Source organism: Stenotrophomonas sp. 115C5 (genome assembly GCF_056861055.1).
The window spans coordinates 58,261-81,319 of sequence record NZ_JBSPUQ010000016.1 but is presented as its reverse complement, the minus strand read 5'-3'; the positions used below and the strand labels follow the sequence as shown (position 1 = coordinate 81,319).

21 protein-coding genes are annotated in these 23,059 nt (G+C 61.1%); 15 read left to right on the top strand and 6 right to left on the bottom strand.

The genetic code is table 11. The annotated features are described in order from the left end of the window. The first annotated feature begins 543 nt into the window (after positions 1 to 543). The 6 genes from AC13FN_RS16920 (at position 544) to AC13FN_RS16895 (ending at position 9,245) form a co-directional block, all read left to right on the top strand. The gene (locus AC13FN_RS16920; protein ID WP_341926206.1) at positions 544 to 3,135 is read left to right on the top strand and encodes a Z1 domain-containing protein; all 2,592 of its coding nucleotides are present in this window, start codon (positions 544 to 546) and stop codon (positions 3,133 to 3,135) included. Further along, positions 3,095 to 4,132, top strand: coding sequence for a PD-(D/E)XK motif protein (locus AC13FN_RS16915; protein ID WP_478415597.1), 1,038 nt, complete (start codon positions 3,095 to 3,097; stop codon positions 4,130 to 4,132). The genes AC13FN_RS16920 and AC13FN_RS16915 overlap by 41 nt, the downstream gene beginning before the upstream one ends. After that, the gene (locus AC13FN_RS16910) at positions 4,129 to 5,973 is read left to right on the top strand and encodes a hypothetical protein (RefSeq protein WP_482985050.1); all 1,845 of its coding nucleotides are present in this window, start codon (positions 4,129 to 4,131) and stop codon (positions 5,971 to 5,973) included. Before AC13FN_RS16915 ends, AC13FN_RS16910 begins: the two co-directional genes overlap by 4 nt. After that, positions 5,970 to 6,884, top strand: a complete 915-nt coding sequence (locus AC13FN_RS16905; RefSeq protein WP_197654778.1) for a hypothetical protein — start codon at positions 5,970 to 5,972, stop codon at positions 6,882 to 6,884. The genes AC13FN_RS16910 and AC13FN_RS16905 overlap by 4 nt, the downstream gene beginning before the upstream one ends. After that, a complete protein-coding gene (locus tag AC13FN_RS16900; protein WP_197654777.1) occupies positions 6,881 to 7,645 on the top strand; it encodes a DUF6339 family protein in 765 nt (254 codons plus the stop codon). Before AC13FN_RS16905 ends, AC13FN_RS16900 begins: the two co-directional genes overlap by 4 nt. 88 nt (positions 7,646 to 7,733) lie before the next feature. Next, positions 7,734 to 9,245 (top strand): DNA cytosine methyltransferase, encoded by a 1,512-nt coding sequence (locus AC13FN_RS16895; protein ID WP_482985049.1) that lies wholly within the window; start codon positions 7,734 to 7,736, stop codon positions 9,243 to 9,245. On the opposite strand, the gene AC13FN_RS16890 is transcribed toward AC13FN_RS16895, so the two are convergent. The 4 genes from AC13FN_RS16890 to aceE form a co-directional block, all read right to left on the bottom strand. Next, positions 9,224 to 9,685 (bottom strand): very short patch repair endonuclease, encoded by a 462-nt coding sequence (locus AC13FN_RS16890; protein ID WP_341926216.1) that lies wholly within the window; start codon positions 9,683 to 9,685, stop codon positions 9,224 to 9,226. The genes AC13FN_RS16895 and AC13FN_RS16890 overlap by 22 nt on opposite strands. 41 nt (positions 9,686 to 9,726) lie before the next feature. After that, positions 9,727 to 10,584: an HNH endonuclease gene (locus AC13FN_RS16885; RefSeq protein WP_341926218.1), complete on the bottom strand. Its 858-nt coding sequence runs from the start codon at positions 10,582 to 10,584 to the stop codon at positions 9,727 to 9,729. 43 nt (positions 10,585 to 10,627) lie between these two features. Further along, complete coding sequence (locus AC13FN_RS16880; protein WP_341926220.1) at positions 10,628 to 12,028, bottom strand: AAA family ATPase; 1,401 nt, start codon at positions 12,026 to 12,028, stop codon at positions 10,628 to 10,630. 66 nt (positions 12,029 to 12,094) lie between these two features. Next, positions 12,095 to 14,782 (bottom strand): pyruvate dehydrogenase (acetyl-transferring), homodimeric type, encoded by a 2,688-nt coding sequence (gene aceE / locus AC13FN_RS16875; protein WP_014035776.1) that lies wholly within the window; start codon positions 14,780 to 14,782, stop codon positions 12,095 to 12,097. A 545-nt stretch (positions 14,783 to 15,327) separates the two neighbouring features. Between aceE and AC13FN_RS16870 the strand changes: the two genes are divergently transcribed. From AC13FN_RS16870 to AC13FN_RS16860, 3 genes are all read left to right on the top strand, one after another. Continuing rightward, positions 15,328 to 15,888, top strand: coding sequence for a PadR family transcriptional regulator (locus AC13FN_RS16870; protein WP_126560607.1), 561 nt, complete (start codon positions 15,328 to 15,330; stop codon positions 15,886 to 15,888). A 59-nt stretch (positions 15,889 to 15,947) separates the two neighbouring features. After that, positions 15,948 to 16,745, top strand: a complete 798-nt coding sequence (locus tag AC13FN_RS16865) for a siderophore-interacting protein (protein ID WP_418081982.1) — start codon at positions 15,948 to 15,950, stop codon at positions 16,743 to 16,745. Positions 16,746 to 16,976: 231 nt separating this feature from the next. After that, on the top strand, positions 16,977 to 17,378 hold the full coding sequence (locus AC13FN_RS16860) for a hypothetical protein (protein WP_262235211.1): 402 nt from the start codon (positions 16,977 to 16,979) through the stop codon (positions 17,376 to 17,378). A 199-nt stretch (positions 17,379 to 17,577) separates the two neighbouring features. On the opposite strand, the gene AC13FN_RS16855 is transcribed toward AC13FN_RS16860, so the two are convergent. Together AC13FN_RS16855 and AC13FN_RS16850 are read right to left on the bottom strand one after the other, a co-directional pair. Further along, on the bottom strand, positions 17,578 to 18,285 hold the full coding sequence (locus tag AC13FN_RS16855) for a YceI family protein (RefSeq protein ID WP_005407837.1): 708 nt from the start codon (positions 18,283 to 18,285) through the stop codon (positions 17,578 to 17,580). A gap of 75 nt (positions 18,286 to 18,360) precedes the next feature. Then, positions 18,361 to 18,951 carry a malonic semialdehyde reductase gene (locus AC13FN_RS16850; protein ID WP_054170811.1) on the bottom strand — a complete coding sequence of 197 codons (591 nt, stop codon included), beginning with the start codon at positions 18,949 to 18,951 and terminating at the stop codon, positions 18,361 to 18,363. 120 nt (positions 18,952 to 19,071) lie between these two features. On the opposite strand from AC13FN_RS16850, the gene AC13FN_RS16845 reads away from it, so the two are divergent. The 6 genes from AC13FN_RS16845 to AC13FN_RS16820 all read left to right on the top strand — a co-directional run bounded on the left by AC13FN_RS16845 (position 19,072) and on the right by AC13FN_RS16820 (position 23,004). Continuing rightward, positions 19,072 to 20,037 carry a mitochondrial fission ELM1 family protein gene (locus AC13FN_RS16845; protein ID WP_054170809.1) on the top strand — a complete coding sequence of 322 codons (966 nt, stop codon included), beginning with the start codon at positions 19,072 to 19,074 and terminating at the stop codon, positions 20,035 to 20,037. A 128-nt stretch (positions 20,038 to 20,165) separates the two neighbouring features. Then, positions 20,166 to 20,396, top strand: coding sequence for a hypothetical protein (locus tag AC13FN_RS16840; RefSeq protein ID WP_046984459.1), 231 nt, complete (start codon positions 20,166 to 20,168; stop codon positions 20,394 to 20,396). 48 nt (positions 20,397 to 20,444) lie between these two features. Continuing rightward, a complete protein-coding gene (locus AC13FN_RS16835) occupies positions 20,445 to 21,296 on the top strand; it encodes a DUF2145 domain-containing protein (protein ID WP_482985048.1) in 852 nt (283 codons plus the stop codon). 19 nt (positions 21,297 to 21,315) lie between these two features. Beyond that, a complete protein-coding gene (locus tag AC13FN_RS16830) occupies positions 21,316 to 21,819 on the top strand; it encodes a hypothetical protein (RefSeq protein ID WP_054170831.1) in 504 nt (167 codons plus the stop codon). A gap of 32 nt (positions 21,820 to 21,851) precedes the next feature. Then, on the top strand, positions 21,852 to 22,367 hold the full coding sequence (locus tag AC13FN_RS16825; protein ID WP_049412249.1) for a hypothetical protein: 516 nt from the start codon (positions 21,852 to 21,854) through the stop codon (positions 22,365 to 22,367). A gap of 76 nt (positions 22,368 to 22,443) precedes the next feature. Then, positions 22,444 to 23,004, top strand: a complete 561-nt coding sequence (locus AC13FN_RS16820; protein ID WP_054170805.1) for a queuosine precursor transporter — start codon at positions 22,444 to 22,446, stop codon at positions 23,002 to 23,004. Positions 23,005 to 23,059 lie beyond the last annotated feature (55 nt).

Sequence of the window (23,059 nt, the reverse complement as noted above, 5' to 3'; positions counted from 1 at the left end):
AATGGCGCGCCCGAGAAGCGTCTGGTCGACCGGCAAATGTAGGGGCTACTGATGGCGGTACTTTCGTTGACGGTGATGGTCCGCGAGTGGGTGCAGCTGCAGCGGTAAGAGCCTGCACCGGCATCCCCTCGATCACGCACCACAGGCCATCTGCTTGGCACCGTAGGTACGGGCACCCCAAGGTCAAAACCAACAGGCTCGGTTGGCCCATGAGGTAAAGGCGTCCACCTGAGCGTTGCTTACTGCTTCGGCTGGCAACACAAGCCCTGTGTGGCTCATGTCACAAGCCCGGCTGTCGATGTTCACAAGCCTACAGTGCTCGCCAAGGGGCGACGCTCGGCTGAAGGCTGAAGATCCGAGGGGATAGCCGAATTTGAGGCCGAATGCGACCAAATGGTGGTTGCATGGACGGTTCTTGTCGTAAACAATCAGAGACAAGGGTCACTCTCTGACGACCCTCCCAAAGGGCATGGATGTCGCAGGGGGCGCATTCGGCTCGATGCCTGTCGCCGCCCCCAGTTTACGAATGCGCAGGATGCCGACTTGAATACACAAGTAGAAGCTCTCTCCACGATTATCCGGGAGAAGCTGCCAAGTTATGACACCTTGGACGCAGCCGCGGCGGCGGCGCGCCAGGCCCTCGAAACGGTGATGGGCCCATTCCCTGAACAGATGGATGCCAACTTCCAGGCGGCTATCGAGTTGGTGCGTTCGTCGTTCCAGAACGTAGAGATCCTGCGCAAGAACTCGCTGATCAAGCCACGGCCGACTTGGTACAAGGGGCCGACGGAACATGACAAACACTGGCCCGCGCTTCTGAACTATCTCCGCGAAGTCAAAAAGTGGAAGGATGCATCCGAGTCGCTGGATGACTCATCCTCCGAGATCGTCTCCCTGCTCGCGAATCCAGCCGAGGATGAGTTCAGATGTCGGGGACTGGTCGTTGGCTATGTCCAGTCCGGAAAGACTGCAAATATGACCGCGGTCATCGCCAAGGCCGTGGATGCTGGCTACAACCTGATCATTCTTCTCGGTGGCGTCACAAACAAGCTTCGTGCACAGACTCAGCGCCGCATCGAAGCAGATGTTGTGAACAGGCACGGCACCCTGTGGCAGAAGTACACCACTGCGGAAGACAGCGGCGACTTTGTCAGGCCTCCAAACGGTCAATTTGTGATGCCGCACAAGGGTGGCGCTCAGCTGGCTGTAATTAAAAAGGAGTCTACGCGCCTCGAGAAATTGCTCGAGACTGTGACAAATACGGCTCGGCCAATTAAGCGAAAGCTCAAGGCACTGATCATCGATGACGAGTGCGATCAGGCATCCGTGAATTCCGGTGCCGATGATGAAGAGATGACTCGGATCAACGAAGCGATCCGAAGGCTGATAGCGGCGCTGCCTTGCGTTTCGTACGTCGGCTATACCGCCACGCCGTTTGCAAACGTATTCATCAATCCGTTCCCGGTTCGCGCAGACAAACTGGACGACCTCTATCCCGAGGACTTCATTACAGCACTGCCTCGTCCCAAGGGCTACTTCGGCACACTTGAGGTTTTCGGTGAGGCCGACGCATCCGCCGACGATGATGCTGTCGACTTCGGACGAGACATGTTCCGATCCATACCGTCGGAAGAGGTCGATCAGCTGGTTCCTAAGGGAAAGAACGGCCACAAAACTTTCACGCCGGATGTGACGCCTCAGCTTCAGAAGGCAATCGTCTGGTTCCTGATCACTTGCGCCGTTCGCCGCGCGCGAGGGCAGCAGAGCGAGCACATGACGATGCTTGTTCACACCTCCGCATACATTGCACAGCACGACAGCATGGCGGATGCCATTCGCGCCTGGCTGGCAGCCAATCGTCGCTCTATTGAATCGCTCTCCGGAGCCGTCGGAGACTTGGTGCGCCAAGTTTTCTCAGAGGAGATTGTCAGAAGCCCCCTGAGTGATCAGAGCGACCCAACACTCTTGGACAGCACACTCAAGCCCCTCCTCCCGGAGGTTCTGGAAGCCTTGGAACTCGTTGTTGAGAACGGCGAGAGTCTCGAGCGCCTGGACTTTACTGGCGATGCGAAGACCTACATTGTCGTGGGCGGATCGGTGCTGGCGCGCGGACTTACCCTTGAAGGACTCTCAGTGTCTTTCTTCCTGCGCACCTCTCGCCAGTACGACACGTTGCTACAGATGGGGCGCTGGTTTGGGTTCAGAAAGGGATACGAGGATCTCCCGCGCCTCTGGACGACCCAAGACCTGATATCAAACTTCCGAGCGCTGGCGCAGGTAGAAGAGGAGATCCGAAAGGAAATTTCCACCTATCGTTCGGCAGAGGTTTCGCCACTGGACTTCGCAGTAAAGGTTCGGTCAATTCCCGGACTCGCGATCACGTCAGCGGCGAAGATGCGGCATGCAATCAGGACGAGCATCAGCTTCGACGGAAAGCACGAGCAAACGACTCGCTTTGATCACACCGACTCGGACGTGGTTTCCAGGAACTGGAGCGCCGCGGCGAGCCTTGTTGACCAGCTGATTGCTGAGAAGTACTCGCGGATAAAGGACAACGTCTTCATGGATGTTCCCGGCACTGTAGTTCGAAAGTTCTTGGCCAACTACAGCATGTGCGACAAGCAGCTAAATCTCACCAAGGAGATGTTGCTGACCTACATTGATGGATCCGCCAGTCGCATGCCGTTCTGGAATGTCGCGATTGTGAGCTCCAGCAGGGCTGAGCGGCGAGTCCAATTGGGTGGCCTGAGTGACATTGGACCTGTCATTCGTTCCAGGTTGCCCGAGTCATCTGACTATGCCGACATCAAGGCTTTGATGTCGAAACAAGATGTGCTCGCTGATGTTGAGGACTCTGATGCTCAGTCGACCGATGGATGGGAAAAGCTGAAGAGCTATCGTCCCGATACTCCCCTTCTCTTGGTGTACCCGATAGACAGTGTCTCTGAACCGAGCAGGGCCGGCGATCATCGCGTAGCACTGAACGCCAAGGGCGACCTCATCGGCCTCGGATTCGTATTCCCAGGGCACATTGACCGAACCGGTCGTTACTTCAGCGTGGAACTGAACGTCCCTACGCCAGATCAGCTCGAGGATGGGGAAGCAGGCAATACAGAGCAGGCGCAGGATGCGTGAGACTGCCCACGAACACTGGCTCTCGCTTCGCAGCAGCACGCAGCGGAGAGACGGAGTGGACGTCGCAACGGTGGCCGCAGGGGTTGACTCCGGGTTTGGTGCCATTCGCTATGCACTTACACCTGACGCAGCTCCGAGACTGCTGATTCCAGTGTCAGCTGGGGTGTCGGCCTCTGATGTACGAAAGCTTGGGGGACCCAGCGTTGATATATCTATCACGCGACTTTCGCTCAGTGGCATCTGGTCGCTCTACGTCGACATTGGTCTTCGCGAGCGGCGACTGGAGAGTCTTTTCGGCGATCTCTGCACGCAAATCATTTCTAGAATCGCAGACGGCATACCTCCGCTGGCCGCCGTGGCGTCCTGCATCAGAGATTTTCGAATTCTACTGGCAGAGGAGCCTCAAGCTCCGGTTGACGTGAGCACGGTGCTCGGCTTGCTCGGCGAGCTTGTGGTTCTTCGAGAGGGTGTAAGGCGAAGCGCGCAGGCAGTTGACTCCTGGACCGGCCCCTTGGGTCAACGACACGACTTTCGAGGTCCAGGCGGCGCGTTGGAAGTCAAGTCCACCGCCTTTCTGCAGAGCTCAAATGTGCACATCCATGGGCTCGAACAGCTCTCTCCGCCCGCTGACACCCCGCTTTGGTTAGCTCACGTAGTGCTTGAGAGGGCTGCGGCCGGAAATGTTTATGTAGAACAGCTCTGCAAAGAGTTGATCGCATTGGGAGTTAAGGAAGATGCCATTGTCAGTCGTCTGGCATCGATGGGCTGTCAGGACTCCAGGGCTCCGGAGTGGAACGCTCTGCGCACCACCTTGGAGGCCATCAGGCTTTATTCAGTCTCTGACAACTTCCCAAGGCTCACCACCAGCCTGCTGCCACATGGACAACTTCCGGCCGGCGTTGGCGATGTCCAATACACGATTGATTTGGGTTCAGCCGCGGACCAATTGGTACCGAGCACTCAGCATGAACACGTCTACGAGGCGGTCTTCTCATGAAACTTGAGCTGTACAGCGAACCCTTCTCAAAGAATGGGAACCTTGCGGGGGAAGGCTTCAAGCGACTGTTGGGGAGACCCAATCTCAACCTGCTTCAGACATTAGTGCGCGAGAGTCTGCAGAACGTAATTGACGCAACCCTGCCTGGACGATCCCCTGAGGCACGTATTCGCCTGCGAAAGTTGAGGGACACCGAGCGGAACACCCTGTCGAACTCAGTGTTGGCCCAGATGCCAGCCGGCGGTCCTTCCAAGCAGATTCTCAGCGACTCTTTGGAGAAGCCCGAACTCTGGGTTTTTGAGATAGCCGATTTTGGTACGGTGGGCCTTTCTGGCCCTGTAGAGGCCGATGTCGCGCCGTCGGGAGAGGAGCGGGCTAACTTCGTCAACTTCCTCAAGAACGTTGGGGCAGCACGAGACAGCCACCAAGGTGGCGGCACCTACGGTTATGGAAAGAGCTCGCTCTACGCAATGAGTTCGTGCTCGCTTGTCCTAGTTGATAGCCAAACTTTCAATGAGGGAAAGCCGGTTCGCCGTCTTATGGCCTGCCACTTGGGAGAGGCTTTCGACGCGAGTTTCGGAACTGGCATTCGGCGTTTCACGGGGCGCCACTGGTGGGGCATGCCCGCGGGCAGCGACAGCGTGGCTCCCGCGACCGGAGCGCACGCACTCGACTTGAGTGGCGAGTTGGGGATGTTCTCTCGATCCGAGGCTGATAGCGGGACCTCTATCGTTATCGTAGATCCCGAGCTTGAAGTCTCTTCCACCCAGGAACTGGGTCGTGAGCTGATTACGTGCGTACTCCTGAACTTCTGGCCAAGAATGTCGGATTCGACCGCGGCTGACCGCCGCCTGACGGTCAGCATCGAGATTGACGGCCAGCCGCTGGATGTCCCAGCGCCTGAGGCTTTCCCGCCACTGGACCTCTTCTGCCGGGCACTCGCCGACATTCGTTCCAATGCGGGTTCATTGAAGGACGTTCGATCTCAGCGTCCTGCAAAGGCATTGGGCAAGCTCGCATTCGCCCCGGGGGTCGCGGCGCAGAGGCATCCACTGGCTTCTTCCAATGGTGAAGACATCCTGGCAGGTGCATCGCACATTGCCTTGATGCGCCCTGTCGAATTAGTGGTGAAGTACTTACGCGGCGCCCCCTATCCAGACTCCCTGCATGAGTGGGCAGGGGTTTTTGTCTGCTCGGCTGAGTCGGAGGTGGAGGAAGCCTTTGCTCAGGCGGAGCCACCAACGCACGATGACTGGGCACCGGACAATCTTCCCAAAGGAAAGCAACAGACGATGGTTCGAGTCGGCATGCGGGCTCTCAGAACCCATGCCGATACATTTGTGCCTACCAAGTCGCTCAGCAGATCAGCGGACCCGGCGTCCCCCAGTCTCGCGGCAACTGCTGGGCAAATGGGGCGCTTTCTCTCACCCACAAGCGCCCGCGGCGCTGGAAAACCTGAACCATCCAGGCGCGGTGGTCCATCACCCAAGAAGGGCGTCCGGCTATCTTCACCCGAGATGATTGGACTCTCTCTTGCTCAAGACGGCGCAGCACTTGCGACGTTCAGGGTTGATCTGACCAATGACGGGAGCCAAGGACCACTGACGCTCATCGTCGAGCCGAAGCTGGTCGCTGATGGCAATGGAATCAGTGCAGAAGACGTACCCTCGAATCTGCTTCCACGACTACACAGCGTGTCACTGGAAGCACACGACCTGAGCTGCAAGGGTCAGATCCTCGACGTTGGGCTATTGAGCGGGGAGGTTACCGCGGTTGTTCGAATGGTCAAGGGCGCTGCTGTGACTGTCGCAGTCCGAGTACTTAGTGAGGACGCGGCATGAGCAGAATCGCGTATCCGTACCTAAGAATTCCCGATGAAGCGGTCCAGTTCAGTGGCTGGTTCGTGGGAGACCCCAACGCTCCACTTCTTCCTGCACCGGAAGTCCTGGCTGACTGGGACTACGCCCGCGATTTGGTCGTACGCGGGAGTGTTCAGATTGATTGGGATTCCGCGTCCGAGTCGCTTCAGTTTGGAGAGGGAGATTGGCTGGCATCCGCACAGCTTCTGATTGGAACAGGACAGGGGCAGTTGCCTAGGCAAGTTCAGTACGCACAGGCGCTCCCACTCTCCAAGCAAAACCCATCAGCCCTTCTGGAGGTATCGGTTCCAGGCAGCACGCTGTCCTCTCAGCTGGTCATGCGTTTGACGATTGCGTTGACCACGCCGTCCGGTGAAGCAACGCCACTTTCACCAGTGCTGAAAGGGTCTCGCTTGTGGGAGAGCAGTTGTGATGTGCTGATCGAAGACGGAGGCTCTTCCAGATTCCCGGTCTCCGCCATTGGCTTCGGAGCTGCCTTCGCCGGCAAGCCGCATGAGCATGCTCCTTGGTATGTCGAATGGCGGCCAGAGGATCTTTCCGGCGACTTTTCCTCGAAGGTCGTTCTCTATGTCAACTCTGACGAGGAGACATTCCTTGAGAAGTTCCTGTTGGGTGATCGCGCAACTATCCAGGCAGTGCTTGGCGGCGTCGCCTCACACATGTGCTCGACCATTCTCCTGCGTAACAGCAAGGACTTGGATCTCGAAGCGTTCGAGGAGGGTTCGGTTGGCGCGGTGGCGAATCACTGGCTCAGTCAGGCGTTCCCCAACGAAGGCGGGCTAGCAGGTATCGTCCGATTGCTCGAGAGTGACCCTGGGGCATTCAACGCTGCACTGATTGCATCCGCCGATGTTGGAGAGCAGACCACATGACCACCATTCTTCTCCCAAGATTGTCCCGTTTGGGCGTCAGCCGCCTGGTGGCGGAGCTCGGCACGGATTACTCGTCCGACGATGCCGTAGCCTTTTTGAATGACCACGCCTCACTATCGAGCTATGCAGCAAGTGGGGGAGTCAGAGAGCTTCGTGTGGCTGAAGAGATCGCCGCGACTATTCGCAAGACTGCGGAGGGGTGTGGGTTTCCCACCTTGTCGGGGCAGACCGGGCGCGCCAAGTTCGATCGTGACGCAGCCATTGCCCTTGCGTCGTTTGGCTCACTAGCAAGTGGCGAAGGGTTGCGGGATGACGTCTGGGCCTATCTGACCACTGTATTGCTGCCCGACGTTGTGCGCTGGCGATTCGAGAGCAAGTCTCAAGAGCGATTCAGCGGCGGGGTACGTAATGCTCTGCAGCGGCTCTACATGCGAGCGTCAGCGCTTGACTTGGGACCCGAAGCGGGCGTTGATCGGTGGCGCCTGCTGAGAGCTCTGACAGAGGACGCCCATGTAGCGATCTTTGAGCGTCCACTGATTGGCGGGAACTGGGTACTTGCAAAAGCTATCGCCCACGGTTGGGCCCAAGCGGCAGCAAGTGAGTCCAAAGGGAACATGGAAGACATCATGCGTTGCGCCATAAAGCTCCTGCGCCTCAGGTACCAGATCGTTGATCTTGGCGTACTGGGAGATCAGGAGCTCGCTGACACCGTTGCGAGCGTATTCAAGGACGCAGCGGCCCAAGTGGCCGAAGTGGTCTGATTCTTATTGAAAAGTGCCCCAGGGCATGACATCCTGGCGGCGTTAGAGGGGCGCATCTGCGCCCCTATTTATAATTGTGAAGCAAGGCATGCACATCCCAGTCGTCGACATCTTCGCAGGCCCTGGTGGGCTGGGCGAAGGGTTCTCCGCTTACACCCCCTCTCGCTCTTCAAAGTCACGTCCGTTCAAGATCGCCATTTCGGCCGAAATGGAGGTCAATGCAGCCAGGACGCTTCGACTTCGCGCGTTCTATCGCCAGTTCGCGCCCCACAAGGTGCCGGATAGCTACTACGACTACGTGGCAGGACGAGTAGACCGGCCTTGGACGGATGCGACCAAGGCTGAGTGGGAGAATGCCTGTCATGAGGCGAGGCAGTTGAAGCTCGGTGATCCCGAAGACGACAAGGTGCTTCATGCCCGCATTCGCGAAGTTGCGTCGCAGGAAGACCCGTGGGTTCTGATTGGTGGACCGCCCTGCCAAGCGTACTCCTTGGTCGGGCGCGCCAGAAACCGGGGCGTAGTGGGCTACAAGGCAGAGGAAGATCCGCGCCACTTCCTCTATCAGCACTACTTGAAGATCATCAAGAAGTACTCACCCGCTGCGTTTGTGATGGAGAACGTCAAGGGCATTCTCTCCTCGAAGGTAGGTGGTGAGCTGATGTTCCCGCGCATTCTCGCGGACCTTCGAGCTCCTGGTGGCCGGAACGGCCCGCGCTACCGAATTATCCCTTTGGTAAAGGATCAGAGTGGTCTGTTCGATGACGACGATGGACGCCGTTACATTCTGAGGGCCGAGGAGCTTGGTGTTCCTCAGGCACGGCACCGCGTGGTTCTTTTCGGTGTCCGGGAGGACATTGACGTTTCATCGCTACGCCAGATCAATCGCGCGCCGGCCAAATACAGCGTGGGCGAAGTGATCGGCGGAATGCCTCATCTCAGAAGCGGCATCACCAATATCGATTTCGATAACTGGCCCGATGCCGCCCGGGAGATTCTGCTCCGTGCGGCAGAGCTGTCTGACGATGCGAAGGTTTCAGCTGAACTACGCAGCCAAGCGAAACTGGTACCTGCGCTTGATGCAGGCGCTGGCGGCAGGGCCAGGCCGTGGACGGCATCCGTGAATGAGGTTCCGGAGCATCTCAAGCCGTGGTTGCTGGACGAGCGCCTCGGCTACATTCTGAATCATGAGGTTCGCCCTCATATGTGGATGGATCTCGTCCGCTATGGATACGCATCGGCTTTCGCGAAGATTCATGGCAGGTCGCCGCGTGGTGCTGGCGAATTCCCTGAAGCCATGCATCCGGATCATGAGAACTGGACAAGCGGTAAGTTTGTTGACCGCTTCAAGGTTCAACGCAGGGATGAGTCAAGCTCTACAGTGACAAGCCATCTTCAAAAGGACGGCCATTATTTCATTCACCCGGACCCGTCGCAGTTGAGAAGCCTATCTGTACGTGAGGCAGCAAGGTTGCAGACGTTCCCTGACAACTACTTCTTCGAAGGGTCGCGAGGTGCGCAGTTCCGCCAGGTTGGAAATGCAGTTCCACCTTGGATGGCTCGGCAGATTGCCGATACGGTCTACTCCGCATTAGTTTCTTGACCCCAAGAAAGCTCAATAAATTGCGAGTTCGAATTAATAAAATTTCGAAGCTCATTCAAAGTAAAGCCTGTTGAATTTTTGAGAGCGCACTCCCAAACTATTGCAACTCTCCACCCCGTTTCAAGAAGTCTCTCCTGAACCAGCTGATCTCGCTTACGATTACTGTCGAATTTTTCAATCCAGAACTCCGGCCGCGTCGCCGGAGTCGCTGCGTATCGGCAGCCGAGATGACGATGCCAAAAGCATCCATGGACAAATACTGCCACTCGGTGCCGAACTAAAACCAAATCAGGTGCCCCTGGTAGTCGCGCAACATTCAGCCGATACCGAAATCCAGCTTGGTGAAGAAATTTTCTCACCAACAGCTCGGGCCGAGTTCCCTTTCCTCGAATGCCAGCCATCATCAGAGAACGCTTTGATCGCGAGACAGAGTCAATCATAAGCAATCCGTCTTAACGAGGGAAAATGCGCGAGTTATAAATTACTTATAATGATCTCTAACCATATTATAAACATTTAACTTCATTTTTCCCATGAATTCATTCCTGTACTCAGAAGGATTGAAGCCCATCAAGCTATCCAACTCCGCTTCAACATCAGCCGCCGGAAGGATCTCTCTATACTTCCCCTTGTCAGAACTGAACCTCAGATAGGCGCTCTCAGCGAACCTATCGATAAACGCTCCGACCATCGCATACCTTTCCTTGATTGCAAAGGTCCGGACAGAATTCACCGACGCGCTGTCGGGGGCGCAAGAGACACTGAAGCTCCAATTCTTCTTTCCTTGGGAGCGACTATTCAGGTACTCATTCACGTCGATGACGAAAGATACGCTCTCGTCACTATCATAGGGATGTAGATGCTCAGTCTTTGAAAAATCCAATGATCCCTTCAGCGAACTGTTGCATGACTGACATGAAGGAATGAGATTGTAAAGTGAGAGCGCAAGAAATGGAAACTTATGCTTCGGATAGAAATGATCTAGGGTGGGCCGAAATGCGCCATCCTCTCCCTTATAAACAGTTATTGCGAGAGACTGCTGGCAGTAAGGGCACATCACATACTGAAACGCCTCGCAAAGAGAGTAGGCATTCCATCCAACCCTCTCCTTATCGCAGAATGATGAGTATTTAACAACTGATTTTATTCTGTCGAAAATCTGGCGTACGGCCCCATCAGGGCGTCCATCAATTATTTTTTCGAAACTGGAAACAGCATCCTTAATTTCAGCAACAGACCCCACGGAAATCGCCTTTTCGTGATTCGAGAAGAACTCACTCAAGAACTTACTACCCCAAGGATCTGGCCTCTCAGCTTCCTTTCTGAGAAGGGAATTCACATAGGCCTCATGACTTTTGACGGCAGCAGCCGGCCAAGCATTTTTAATTGATATTATCACCCTGCCTCCGCGCCAAAAAATTCCTTACAACCGGATCGTCGATTTGACCGACCAAATATCTGTCGCGAGCATTATGCCCACCGCTTGACACCAACCTCTTCATTACTCGAGCAGAGAATTCACCAATAGTCCCGGCCCCGGCAGTGCTTTCAATTATAGTTTCCAGAGGAGCACCAAAGCACTTATGAGATGCATCCAAGTCGCCCTCCCCCACTCTAATTACGAAATCCCTTGGAAAGTCCGACATCAGAACTGGAGAATGAGTCGCGACTATGACTTGAATGGTCTCAAATTTCCCCCTCTCCCTATAAATGAACCTGTTAAGGAAATTGATATATTTTTGCTGCCAAGCGAGATGGAGAAATGCGTCGCCCTCATCGATCATAAGAACTACGTTACGAACTCCATTTACCTGAAGCTCATCGATGGCGGACCGCAGGTCGATGAATTGCCGCACAAGCGCCTCAGCACCTGAGCTTAGGCCTGATATCTCGAAATGCAAGAGTTCTTCAACCTCCGTATCAAGTCGGGCCCGCCAGGCATCACTGACCGGGGCCCCCGTCCTCGCCACCTTGCTACCAAGCTCATCAAATACCCAGCGAAAGCTCTCAAAAGAAGGGAAAAGACGATCAACATCGTCCAACCCTGTCTCGAGCGAATTTCGCAGCTTCCGTGCTACGGAAGCTCGAGTACGCACACCATTTGATTCAAACGCAATGGCAGCGAGGACAATATTTGAATAGCCAGTCCCATATCTGTGACGCATGTACCGTCTGATTGAAGTTCGAAGGTTTCCTTGAGTCCTCAGCATTTCTCTCTGGCGTCCTCCAGCCCCCCCGCCTCGTTTGCCCGCAAGTTCGCGCCAGCTCTGTGATGCGAGAGTATAGTCTCTAAGGGAAGACCCTAGATAATCCTTCAGCTCGGGCGCTAGACGGACTGGAATTTCCATGGCCGCCGCCAAGATTGCATCAAGACCTCTCTCTAGCGGCACCGCTAGTCGTGCAACCACGGTATTGGCGAATTGGAATTCTCTAGCGAGAGTAGCGACAACATCATGGTCTGGCGTTGAATTCACCTTGGTTCCGTCTAGAACCTTGAACCGCTTACCATTTCTCGGAAACCTAGACTTTGAAAGTGGGGCCGGGGTGAAGTAAATCACTCCATAGTCCGATAGCACGCCATCGACCTCGATGGCCGAATTATCTTCTGTATGAATGCTCTCGCACAGCTTGGAGAGAAGCTCCGTTTTCCCAGACCCATTGGCACCAACAAGTAGCGACATGGAGTGTGCATTGAAAACGTTCCAAGCACGACCCTCCCTGACGGGAAGAGGCACAAGATTTACAAATCGTCCTTCATACTGAAATGAGTAAATCATCAGCATCCTTTGCTATTTAATGTAAAAAAGAAGGGCGACTTCTAGGCCGCCCTTCCGATTCACACTGACCAATCAAACCCCAACAGGATTAGCCTTCTCCGGATCAATCTTGTACTGCTTGATCGCCCGGGCCACATCCTTCGCGGTCATCTTCCCTTCCTTCGCCAGCGCCGCAATCGCGGCATGCGCGATGTAGTACCGGTCAACCTCAAAGAACCGGCGCAGGTTCGCACGCGTATCCGAACGACCGAAACCATCGGTACCCAGCACGGTGTACGACATCGGCACGAACGCACGGATCTGGTCCGCATACGCACGCACGTAGTCGGTGGCGGCAATCGCCGGGCCCTGGCGGCCTTCCAGCAGCTCGGTCACGTAGGCCTTGCGCTGCTCACCTTCCGGATGCAGGCGGTTGGCACGTTCCACGTCGAAACCATCGCGACGCAGTTCGTTGAAGCTCGGGCAGCTCCAGATATCAGCGGTCACGCCGAAGTCCTTGTCCAGCAGCTCGGCGGCAGCAATGGCTTCGCGCAGGATGGTGCCGGAGCCCAGAAGCTGCACGCGCAGCTCGCCCTTCTTCGGCTTGCCGGCGTCGGTCAGCAGGTACATGCCCTTGACGATGCCTTCGGCCGCGCCTTCCGGCATTTCCGGGTGGGTGTAGTTCTCGTTCATCAGGGTGACGTAGTAATACTCGTCCACCTGGTCTTCCATCATGCGCTTGGTGCCGTGCTGCAGAACCACGGTCACTTCGAAGCCGAAGGTCGGGTCGTAGCTGCGCACGTTCGGGATGCCACCGGCCACCAGATGGCTGAAGCCATCTTCGTGCTGCAGGCCTTCACCGTTCAGCGTGGTGCGGCCGGCGGTGCCACCCAGCAGGAAGCCGCGGGTACGCATGTCCGCAGCCTGCCAGGCGATGTCGCCCACACGCTGGAAGCCGAACATCGAGTAGTAGATGTAGAACGGCAGCATCGGCACATTGCTGACCGAGTAGCTGGTACCGGCGGCCATCCACGAGCTGATCGCACCCGGCTCGCTGATGCCCTGCTGCAGCACCTGGCCGCTCTGGTCTTCGCGGTAGAACATCAGCTGGTCGGCGTCGACCGGCTTGTACTTCTGGCCAAACGGCGCGTAGATGCCGATCTGGCGGAACAGGCCTTCCATGCCGAAGGTACGGGCTTCGTCGGCCACGATCGGCACGATGTGCGGGCCCAGTTCCTTGTCACGCAGGGTGATGTTCAGGCTCTGCACGAAGGCCATGGTGGTGGAGTAGCTGCGCTCGCCGCTGCTCTTCAGCAGGCGCTCGTAGGCTTCCAGCTTCGGCGCCACGAAGGTCTTGTCGGCCTTGCGGCGGCGCTGCGGCAGGTAACCGCCCAGCGCGGCACGGCGTTCCTGCAGGTACTGCACTTCCGGCGAATCCGGGCCCGGGTGGTAGAACGGCACCTGGCCGTCGGCCAGCTGCGCGTCGGTCACCGGAATGTTGAAGCGGTCGCGGAAGTGGCGCACCGCTTCGTCGTCCAGCTTCTTGGTCTGGTGGGTCGGGTTCAGTGCCTCACCGGCGCTGCCCATGCCGTAACCCTTCACGGTCTTGGCCAGGATGACGGTCGGCATGCCCTTGGTGTTCACGGCCTGGTGGTAGGCGGCGTACACCTTGTGCGGGTCGTGGCCACCACGGTTCAAGCGCCAGATGTCGTCGTCGCTCAGGCCGGCCACCATCGCAGCGGTTTCCGGGTACTTGCCGAAGAAATGCTCGCGGGTATACGCGCCGCCGAAGGCCTTGCAGTTCTGGTATTCGCCGTCGACGGTTTCCATCATCAGCTTCTTCAGGACGCCATTGGTGTCCTTGGCCAGCAGGGCATCCCAGTAACCGCCCCACAGCAGCTTGATCACGTTCCAGCCGCCGCCACGGAACACGCCTTCCAGTTCCTGGATGATCTTGCCGTTGCCGCGCACCGGACCGTCCAGGCGCTGCAGGTTGCAGTTCACCACGAAGATCAGGTTGTCCAGGCCTTCACGGCCGGCCAGGGCGATGGCACCCAGGGTTTCCGGCTCGTCGCTCTCGCCGTCGCCGATGAAGCACCACACCTTGCGGTCGGACTTCTCGATCAGGCCACGGTTTTCCAGGTAGCGCATGAACTGCGCCTGGTAGATGGCGGCCAGCGGTCCCAGGCCCATCGACACGGTCGGGGTCTGCCAGTAGTCCGGCATCAGCCACGGGTGCGGGTACGAGGACAGGCCACCGCCGTCCACTTCCATGCGGAACTTGTCCAGCTGCTCTTCGCTGATGCGGCCTTCCAGGAAGGAACGCGCGTAGATGCCCGGGGCGCTGTGGCCCTGGATGAACAGCAGGTCGCCCGGGTGGTTTTCGCTCGGGGCGCGCCAGAAGTGATTGAAGCCCACGTCGTACAGGGTGGCGCCGGAGGCGAACGAGGCGATGTGGCCGCCCAGGTCACCCGGCTTGCGGTTGGCGCGCACCACGGTGGCCATCGCGTTCCAGCGGATGATCGAACGGATGCGCCATTCCAGCTCGGCATTGCCCGGGCTCTTGGCCTCGAGCTGCGGCTCGATGGTGTTGACGTACTCGGTGGTGGGAGAGAACGGCAGGTAGGCGCCCGAACGACGGGTCAGTTCCACCATGCCTTCCAGCAGCTGATGCGCGCGCTCGGAGCCCTCGACATCAATAACGGCCTTCAACGACTCGATCCACTCCTGGGTTTCCACAGGATTCGGGTCGTTGTTCAGCACCTCGTTCAACCAGTTCATTAGCGCTCCCATAACCGCACGCACGCGCGCGACTGTTGTATAGATTTCTAGACCGCAAAGTGTAGCGCACCAAGGGCTTTCGTCACTTGGCTACGCAGGCGTATGGATGCAACCGGCCAGTGTCCGCAAGGGGCTTGCAAGCGCCCTTGACGGCCCTGCGGCGGGCCTTGGCGGCTGCGCGGGCTGTCGCTTGCGGGCCGCTGCGCCCATGTGCAGGACGCAGTGTTACTGCTGCCGATGACGGTTGTGGGGCAGCGCCGGGGCCACGGCGAGCGCCGTTCGGGCTTCGCCACTGAGCCAGCGACAACGTGTCGCACCTGCCTCTGGATTGCCGCTGGCCGTGGGCCCAAGGTGGCCCGTGAGTGATGGGCCCGGTGGCCCTGCTCCCTTCCACAGCATCGCCGGGGCGCCTCGCAAGGGGCGCCCCTTTTGGTGTGGGTGGGGCTGGCCGTGGCCCAAATCGCACCTGCTTGTGGCCGGATCGGGTGTTGTCGCTTTCGACATATCGATATATCGTTTGCACACTCGTTTACCGATATATCGAAATGAGCCGAAGCCCCTCTCCCAGAGCCCGCTCCATCGATTCGGCGGTGCCCCGCCGCAACGGCCAGCCACGTGTGCTGAGCCGCGGCGACCTGCGCCTGCTGGTGCTGGCCCTGATCGGCGAGCAGCCGCGCCATGGCTACGAGCTGATGCAGCTGATCAGCAACCAGTTCATGCAGGCCTATACGCCCAGCGCCGGCACCATGTACCCGCTGCTGGCCAGCTTCGAGCAGGCCGGCTGGATCGAGGCCGAGGAAGTGGACGGCAAGCGGATCTTCCGCATCACCGCCGCCGGCGAGTTCGAGCTGAAGGTGCAGCGCACCCAGGTGCGCCTGGCGCAGCGGCGTGCCTTCGACCGCGCCCGCGAGATCACCAAGGCCTCGCTGCCGGCGCCGCTGGCCTGCGCCCTGCGCGAGTTCAAGCGGGCGCTGGTGCATCACCACGGCCGCTGGGCCGAGGGCGAGGCGGACGAAGTGGCGGCGCTGCTGACGCGGGCGTCTGCCCTGCTCAACGGTACCGCCGGTAGCGAGGCATCACCGCTTTCAACGACCCAGCCAGACTGAATCCAGCCAGGTCTCCCCTACGCCGCGCGCCCCCGCGCGACACCTTTACAGGTAACCCCATGACCGAACATAACAACACGCGCCTGCGCCTGGATGTGCGCTTCCGTGAATTGACCGTGCTGCGCACTGAAGAGGTCACCCCGCACATGCGCCGCATCGTGCTGGGTGGCGACGCGCTGGCCGGCTTCGATTCGCCCGGCGCCGACGACCACATCAAGCTGTTCTTCCCCAACGCTGCGGGCGAGATGGTGCTGCCGGTGCTGACCGCCGAAGGCCGCAGCTACCCGGACGGCAAGGAGCCCTCGCCCGCCCGCGACTACACCCCACGCTGGTGGGACCACGAAGCCGGCGAGCTGGCCATCGACTTCGTGCTGCACGACCAGGGCGTGGCCGGGCCGTGGGCCGAGCAGGCGCAGGCCGGCGACGTGCTGGTAATCGGTGGCCCGCGCGGTTCGTTCGTGGTGGCCGACACCTACGACGCCTATGTGCTGATCGGCGATGAAACCGCGCTGCCGGCCATCGCCCGCTGGCTGGACGTGCTGCCGGAAGGTGCCGAGGTGCAGGCGTACATCGAAGTGCGCGATGAGGCTGAACGCCAGGACCTGCCGCAGTACGAGAACGTGCGCATCCACTGGCTGGAGCGCAATGGCTTCCCGGCGGCGACCAGCACCCTGCTGGAAGACATGCTGACCGACTTCGAGGCGCCGGAAGGTGATGTCTTCTACTGGATCGCCACCGAATCGCGTCGCGCGCGGATGATGCGCAAGTTCATCGAAGGCCACCTGGGCGTGCCACGCGACTGGATCCGCTCGACCGGCTACTGGAAGGCCCACCCGGACGAAACCGACGGCGATTGACCGGGCAGCCGGTGGGTGCGGACCCTGCTTGGTGGGTGCGGACCGTTGGTCCGCACGCCCTTGACCATGTAGAGCCGAGCCCACGCTCGGCTGCTTTTCGCTCCACCCTCGCGCTACGCGCGATGAGCCGAGCGTGGGCTCGGCTCTACAGGTATTCCGCCGCCCGGTTCAACGCATCAGCCGGCAAGCAATGCGACAATCGCGCTCCTTTCCTGCAGCAACGAGGCCCACATGGCCAAACTGACCCTGGCCAGCGTGGACGCGCTGCGTACCCGCTTTGCCGATGACGCCGCCTGCGATGCTGCGCTGGCCGCGTTCGCCGACACCGCCGCCCTGCGCACGCCGTTGCGTGAGCTGGTGGAGGCACAGCACCGCTACCTGCAGGCCGAGTTCGAAGTGGCGCAGGTGGCCGACGTGCTGCGCCGCGACCAGAAGTACGCGCCGGTGGGCCGGCCTTCGATCAACATCGTGCAGCTGCGCAAGCAGCAGGCCGCGACCAAGCAGGCCGCGCTGATCGCACGCCAGGTCGTGGCGCAGGCCGCGCAGACCTTCGTGCGCGTGAGCGGGATGACGGTGAAGGCCAAGCAGAGCCCAAGCGAAGCGTGCGTGGCATGGTTGGGCGCGCTGCGCTGAGGGATCGTGCGGACCAACGGTCCGCACCCACCAGATGCAGGTTGGCGTCTACCGGTTAGTGCCGGCCGCTGGCCGGCAACCCCATCAGCATCGGGCACCCCGCATGCAGCCGGCCAGCGGCCGGCTCTACCGGCACCCAAAAAGAAGGCCCGCTTTTCAGCGGGCCTTCTGCCTTCTCACGACGAGTGAGTTGGATGCATCAAGCAGCCGGCTTTTCGCCGGTGGCTTCGGTGGTGATGCGGATCTTCACTTCATCACTGACGTTCGGGGCATAGGCGCCGACGCCGAAATCGCTGCGCTTCAGGGTGGTGGTGGCATCGAAGCCGGCGGCCGGAACCTTGGCCATCGGGTGCTCGCCGCCGCCGTTGACGGTGACGTCCAGGGTGACCGGCTTGGTGATGCCCTTGATGGTCAGGTCACCGGTGACGGTCAGCTTGTTGGTGCCAGCGGCTTCCACCTTGGTGCTCTTGAAGGTGGCATCGGCGAACTTGGCAGCGTCGAAGAAGTCGGCGCTCTTCAGGTGCTCGTCGAACTTGGCGGTGAAGCTGTTCAGGCCGCTCAGCGGCAGCTTCACTTCCACGGTGGACTTGGTCACGTCTTCGGCGTTGTACACCAGGGTGCCTTCAACGTTGCCGAAGTGCGCGCTGGGATTGGAGAAGCCGAAGTGGCTCCACTGGGCCAGCACGTCGGTGTGGGTCGGGTCCAGCTTGTAGGTGCCCGAGGCGATCTTGATCGCTTCAGCAGCCGGCGCGGCAGCGGCGGCATCAGCAGCCGGGGTGGCGGCCTGCTCGGTGGTGGCCGGGGCGGCGGCATCGGCGGCCGGGGCAGCGGTGTCGGCCGGCTTGGAGCAGGCGGCGATGGCCAGGGTCAGGGCCAGCGGCAGCAGCAGTTTACGGGTGGCGCTCATCTCAGGAACTCTCCGGATCGTAGGGTGGGGACAACAGGGGCCGCCAAGATGACGGCCCGAAACCGATACAGCGACTTACGCGATGCGCGCCGCTTCGTCGAACGACAGGCGCGGCAGACGCGGGAACAGGCCCGCCGAGTCACCGTAACCCAGGTTGACCAGGAAATTCGACTTGATGGACGTGCCGGCGAAGAACGCTTCATCCACCTTGGCTGCATCGAAGCCGGACATCGGGCCGGCATCCAGGCCCAGCGCGCGTGCGGCCAGGATCAGGTAGGCGCCCTGCAGGCTGCCGTTGCGGATGGCGGCTTCGTGGCGGCCTTCCTGCGGGCCGTCGAACCAGGCCTTGGCATCGGTGTGCGGGAACAGGTACGGCAGCTTCTCGTGGAAGTCCAGGTCGAAACCGATGATGACGGTGACCGGGGCGGCCATGGTCTTGGCCAGGTTGCCTTCGGACAGGGCCGGGGCCAGCTTGTCCTTGGCGTCCTTCGAGGTGACGAAGACGAAGCGGGCCGGCGTGGTGTTGGCGGCGGTCGGGCCCCACTTCACCAGGTCGTACAGTTCCTTCAACAGGCTCTCAGGAACCGGCTTGTCGAGGAAGGCGTTCTGGGTACGGGCAGTACGGAACAGCTGATCGAGGGCAGCAGCGTCGAGCGCGTGGGACATCGGTGGATCTCCAGGGCGGCTAAGGGAAGTCAGTGCCCGCGGGCGGCGCGGGGCGAAACGACGAGCCGCAGTGTAGAGTGTCGCGACTGTTGCAACACCCAGCAGGGCTGAAACGAATTAATGCCACAGGTGAAACGATCGAGTGCGCCCTGGACGGTCACGGACGGCCGTGCGGGCAATGTCCGCCAGGCGGTCGCGCTGGCCTCTGCGCTGCGCCAGGGCACCCATCGGCCGCTGGTCCTGCAGCCCCGCGCACCCTGGCGCTGGCTGTCGCCGCGGCGGCTGCCCGGTGATGTGAACGGCTACGGCGAGGCCTTCGCGACGCTGGCGGCAGACGCCCCGGCGCTGGCGATCGGCTGTGGTCGCCAGGCCGCCGGCGCACTGCGCGTGCTACGCGCACGTGGCAGCCAGGTGGTGCAGATCCTCGACCCGCGCATCAACGCTCGCCACTGGGATGTGGTGGTGGTACCCGAACACGACGCCCTGCGCGGCAGCAACGTGCTGACCCTGCTCGGCAGCCTAAACCCGGTGGACGATGACTGGCTGGCCTGGGGCCGCGCCGCGTTCGCCGGCTTCAGCACCCTGCCGGGCCCGCGCACCGCGCTGCTGGTGGGCGGGCCGACACCGCTGGCGCCCTGGGACGAGACCGCGATGGTGGGCGTGTTCCAGGCGCTGGCCGAGCAGATCCGCAGCGAAGGCGGCAGCCTCCTGGCCACCACCTCGCGACGCACGCCGCCGGCCTTGGCCGAGATCCTGCGCGCGACCTTCACCGACCTGCCGCACGTGATCTGGGGCGACGGCGGCGACGGCACCAATCCCTATGGCGGCCTGCTCGGCTGGGCCAACCGCGTGGTGGTGTCGCCCGATTCGGTGAACCTGCTCTCTGAAGCCTGCGCCACGCGCATGCCGGTGATGGTGGCGCTGGCCAATACCGTGCAAGGCCGGCTGGCGCGCTTCCAGCAGCAGCTGCGCGAGCGCGGGCGGTTGCAGGCGCACTGGCTGGACTGGCAGTACGACCGCATCGAGCCGCTGCGCGAGACCGCTCGGGTAGCGGCAGAAGTGAAGCAACGCCTGGCGCTGGGGTAGTGCCGGCCGCTGGCTGGCAATCCTGGGCGCCTGGCATTGCGGTGGTGCCGGGCGCGCAGCGTTTTCTGAACATTTCGATCCGGTTGCGCGGTTAGAGTCCAGCTTCCCCCATCACGCTGAACGTCTTCATGCGCACCCTGCTCCTGCTGCCCCTGGCCCTGCTCGCTGCCTGCTCCACCACGCCCACCGAACTGGACCCGATTTCCTACCAGTGCCAGCAGCAGCTGGACGCGTATCGCGAACAACCGGCCTTGCGCGATCCGAAGACGGGCGAGCGCCCGCCGCTGCCGATCGCGCCGATCAGCGATGCCTGCGACAGGGAACTCAAGCGCAAGGGCGTGGACCGCCCGCTGCGCTGAGCGGCGTATGATCGGCGCGCGGGCCTGCCCGCCGTTGAAGGTATCGACATGGATCGTTTCTCCCGCCTGCCCCGCGCCGCCCTGCTGATCGCCAGCCTGCTGGCGACCGCACCGGCATGGGCCAACAGCACCGAGTGCCGCGAGCGCTACCCGAGCGTGGCGTCGCAGGCGGCGATGCTGGACGTGGCCTGGACCACCGCCGAGCGCCTGGATGCGCTGGCCGATGTGGACGTGGTGGTCGCCGCGCGCGGTGGCCAGGATCTGAGCCGCTACGGCCTGCGCCACAGCCACCTGGCGTTCCTGCTGCGCGAGGACGACGGCCGCTGGCGCGCGATGCACCTGCTCAACCGCTGCAAGACCGACAGCTCGCAGCTGTACCACGAAGGGCTGGGCAACTTCGTCGGCGAGAGCGGCGGCCATACCGACCTGCGCATCGGCGTGCCCTCGGCGCCGCTGCGTGCCGCGTTGAAGGCGATGCTGGTGTCGCCCTCGATCCAGCCCAAGGCGCTGCACGAAACCAGGTACAACGTGGTCGCCTACCCGTTCGCCACCGACTACCAGAACTCCAACCAGTGGGTGCTGGAAGTGCTGGCCGCAGCGATGGCGCAGACCGAAGGCGCGCCGGCCATCGTCAAGCGCGAACAGGCACAGCAGTGGCTGCGCCAGCAGAAGTACCAGCCCAGCGTGCTGCATATCGGCCTCGGCAAGCGCGTGGGTGCGCGCCTGTTCGTGGCCAACGCCACCACCACCGACCATCCGGCCGGCGAACGCATTTCCGGCAACTATTCGGTGGTGACGGTGGAATCGGTATTCGACTTCCTGCACCAGCGCAGCCAACTGCAGCAGGAACTGGTGATCCCCCATGTACCGGTGGCCGGTGCTGCCGCCGCCACGCCCTGAATCCCGCGAGGAGAACGACATGCGTCCGCTGCTGCCTTCCCTGATGTCGATGGTGTTCGTCGCCGGCCTGTTCGCCGCGAATGCCGCCCATGCCGAACGCCGCATCGTGATCATCCATGACCCGGGCCCGCAGGGGCCAAGCCTCGAAATGTCCACGCAGATGGTCACCTCGGCACGTGCGGCTGCAGCGAAGGAAGCCCAGGATGCGGCGGATGCGGGTCGCCCGTTGGCCCGTCAGCAGCAGATCAAGCTGCCGCAGATGGAGGTGAGCGCCATCGCCACCACCGTCGACGGCCGCCGCGAAGTGCTGCTGCGTGATGCCAACGACCCGCAGAACACCGCGTCGATGCAGTACCCGCGCGGAATCGGCGATCCGGCCGTGCAGTTCACCGTGGGCCAGACCGTGAACTTCGAGCCCACTGGCAACGACCAGGGCTGGCAGCTGAAGGACAACCAAGGCCGCCCGCTGGAATACCTGCCCGAGGCCACCGGCCCGCGCGACATCTTCGATACCCGGCGCTGAGCCGCCGTCCCCACCCTGACCAGGAGGTCTCCATGTTCCGTTGCCTGCGCGTTCCCGCCACTGCCCTGCTGCTTTCGGCGCTGGTGGTGCCCACCGTCCATGCCGGCGCCGCGCCACAGTTGAACAGCGGCCAGACCAGCGTGCTGGTCACGTCGCTGATCGTGCTGTCGATTCCGTTGGCCACGTCGATGGGATTGGCCGAACTGTCCAAGGCCCCGTTCAAGGCCAGCGAGCGCAACGGCAAGGTCGCCGCACGCACACCGGCGGTTCCGCTGCCGCCGATGGAGGTGAAGCAGGTCGCCACCACGCCAGCCGGTGATCGCCAGGTGCACCTGCAGGTACCTGGCAAGGCCGACCAGACCGCAACGCTGCAATGGCCGGCGGCTGCAGGCGATGACCCGGTCGCCGGCTTCGTCGTTGGCCAGCAGGTGCGCTTCGACCCGACCGACGCCGGCGCCGGCTGGACCGTGAAGAGCGCGCAGGGCCAGGCGCTGGCCTATGTGCCGACCGCCTACGCCGCCGGCGACGTGATGAGCGAGGTGCTGTAAAGCTGAACGACCGGTTTTGGCGTTGCCGCGGGCCGGGCGGATAATGGGCGATCCCCCTTTGTCCCCCTGGCTCGCCATGTCCGTGCGTCCTGCCCCTGTGTTTGCCCCGCTGACCCCGCGCGCCCTGGTGCTGGCGGTGCTGGCGATGGGCGCAGTGGTGCTGCTGTCCAACGTACTGGTGCAGTACCCGATCAATGACTGGCTGACCTGGGGTGCCTTCAGCTATCCGGTCGCGTTCCTGGTCAGCAACCTGATCAACCGCCGCTTCGGCCCGGGCCCGGCGCGCCGCGTGGCGTGGATCGGTTTCGCGGTGGCGGTACTGCTGTCGATCTGGGTGGCCACGCCGCGCATTGCGATTGCCTCGTGCTCGGCGTTCATCGTGGCGCAGCTGCTGGATATCACCGTGTTCGACCGCCTGCGTCGTGGCAGCTGGTGGCGTGCGCCGATGGTGGCCACCACCTGCAGCGCGACGGTGGATACCACCATTTTCTGGTCGATCGCATTTGCCGGTTCCGCCCTGCCGTGGGTGAGCTGGGCGGCGGGTGACCTGGCGGTGAAGCTGGCCATCGGCGTATGCCTGCTGGCGCCGTTCCGCGCGTTGCTGTGGAAGATGGCGCCGCTGCGCGCCGCCAGCTGACCGCACATGCTCTGGTGGGTGCCAACCTTGGTTGGCACGCTGTGGCCGGGGTCAT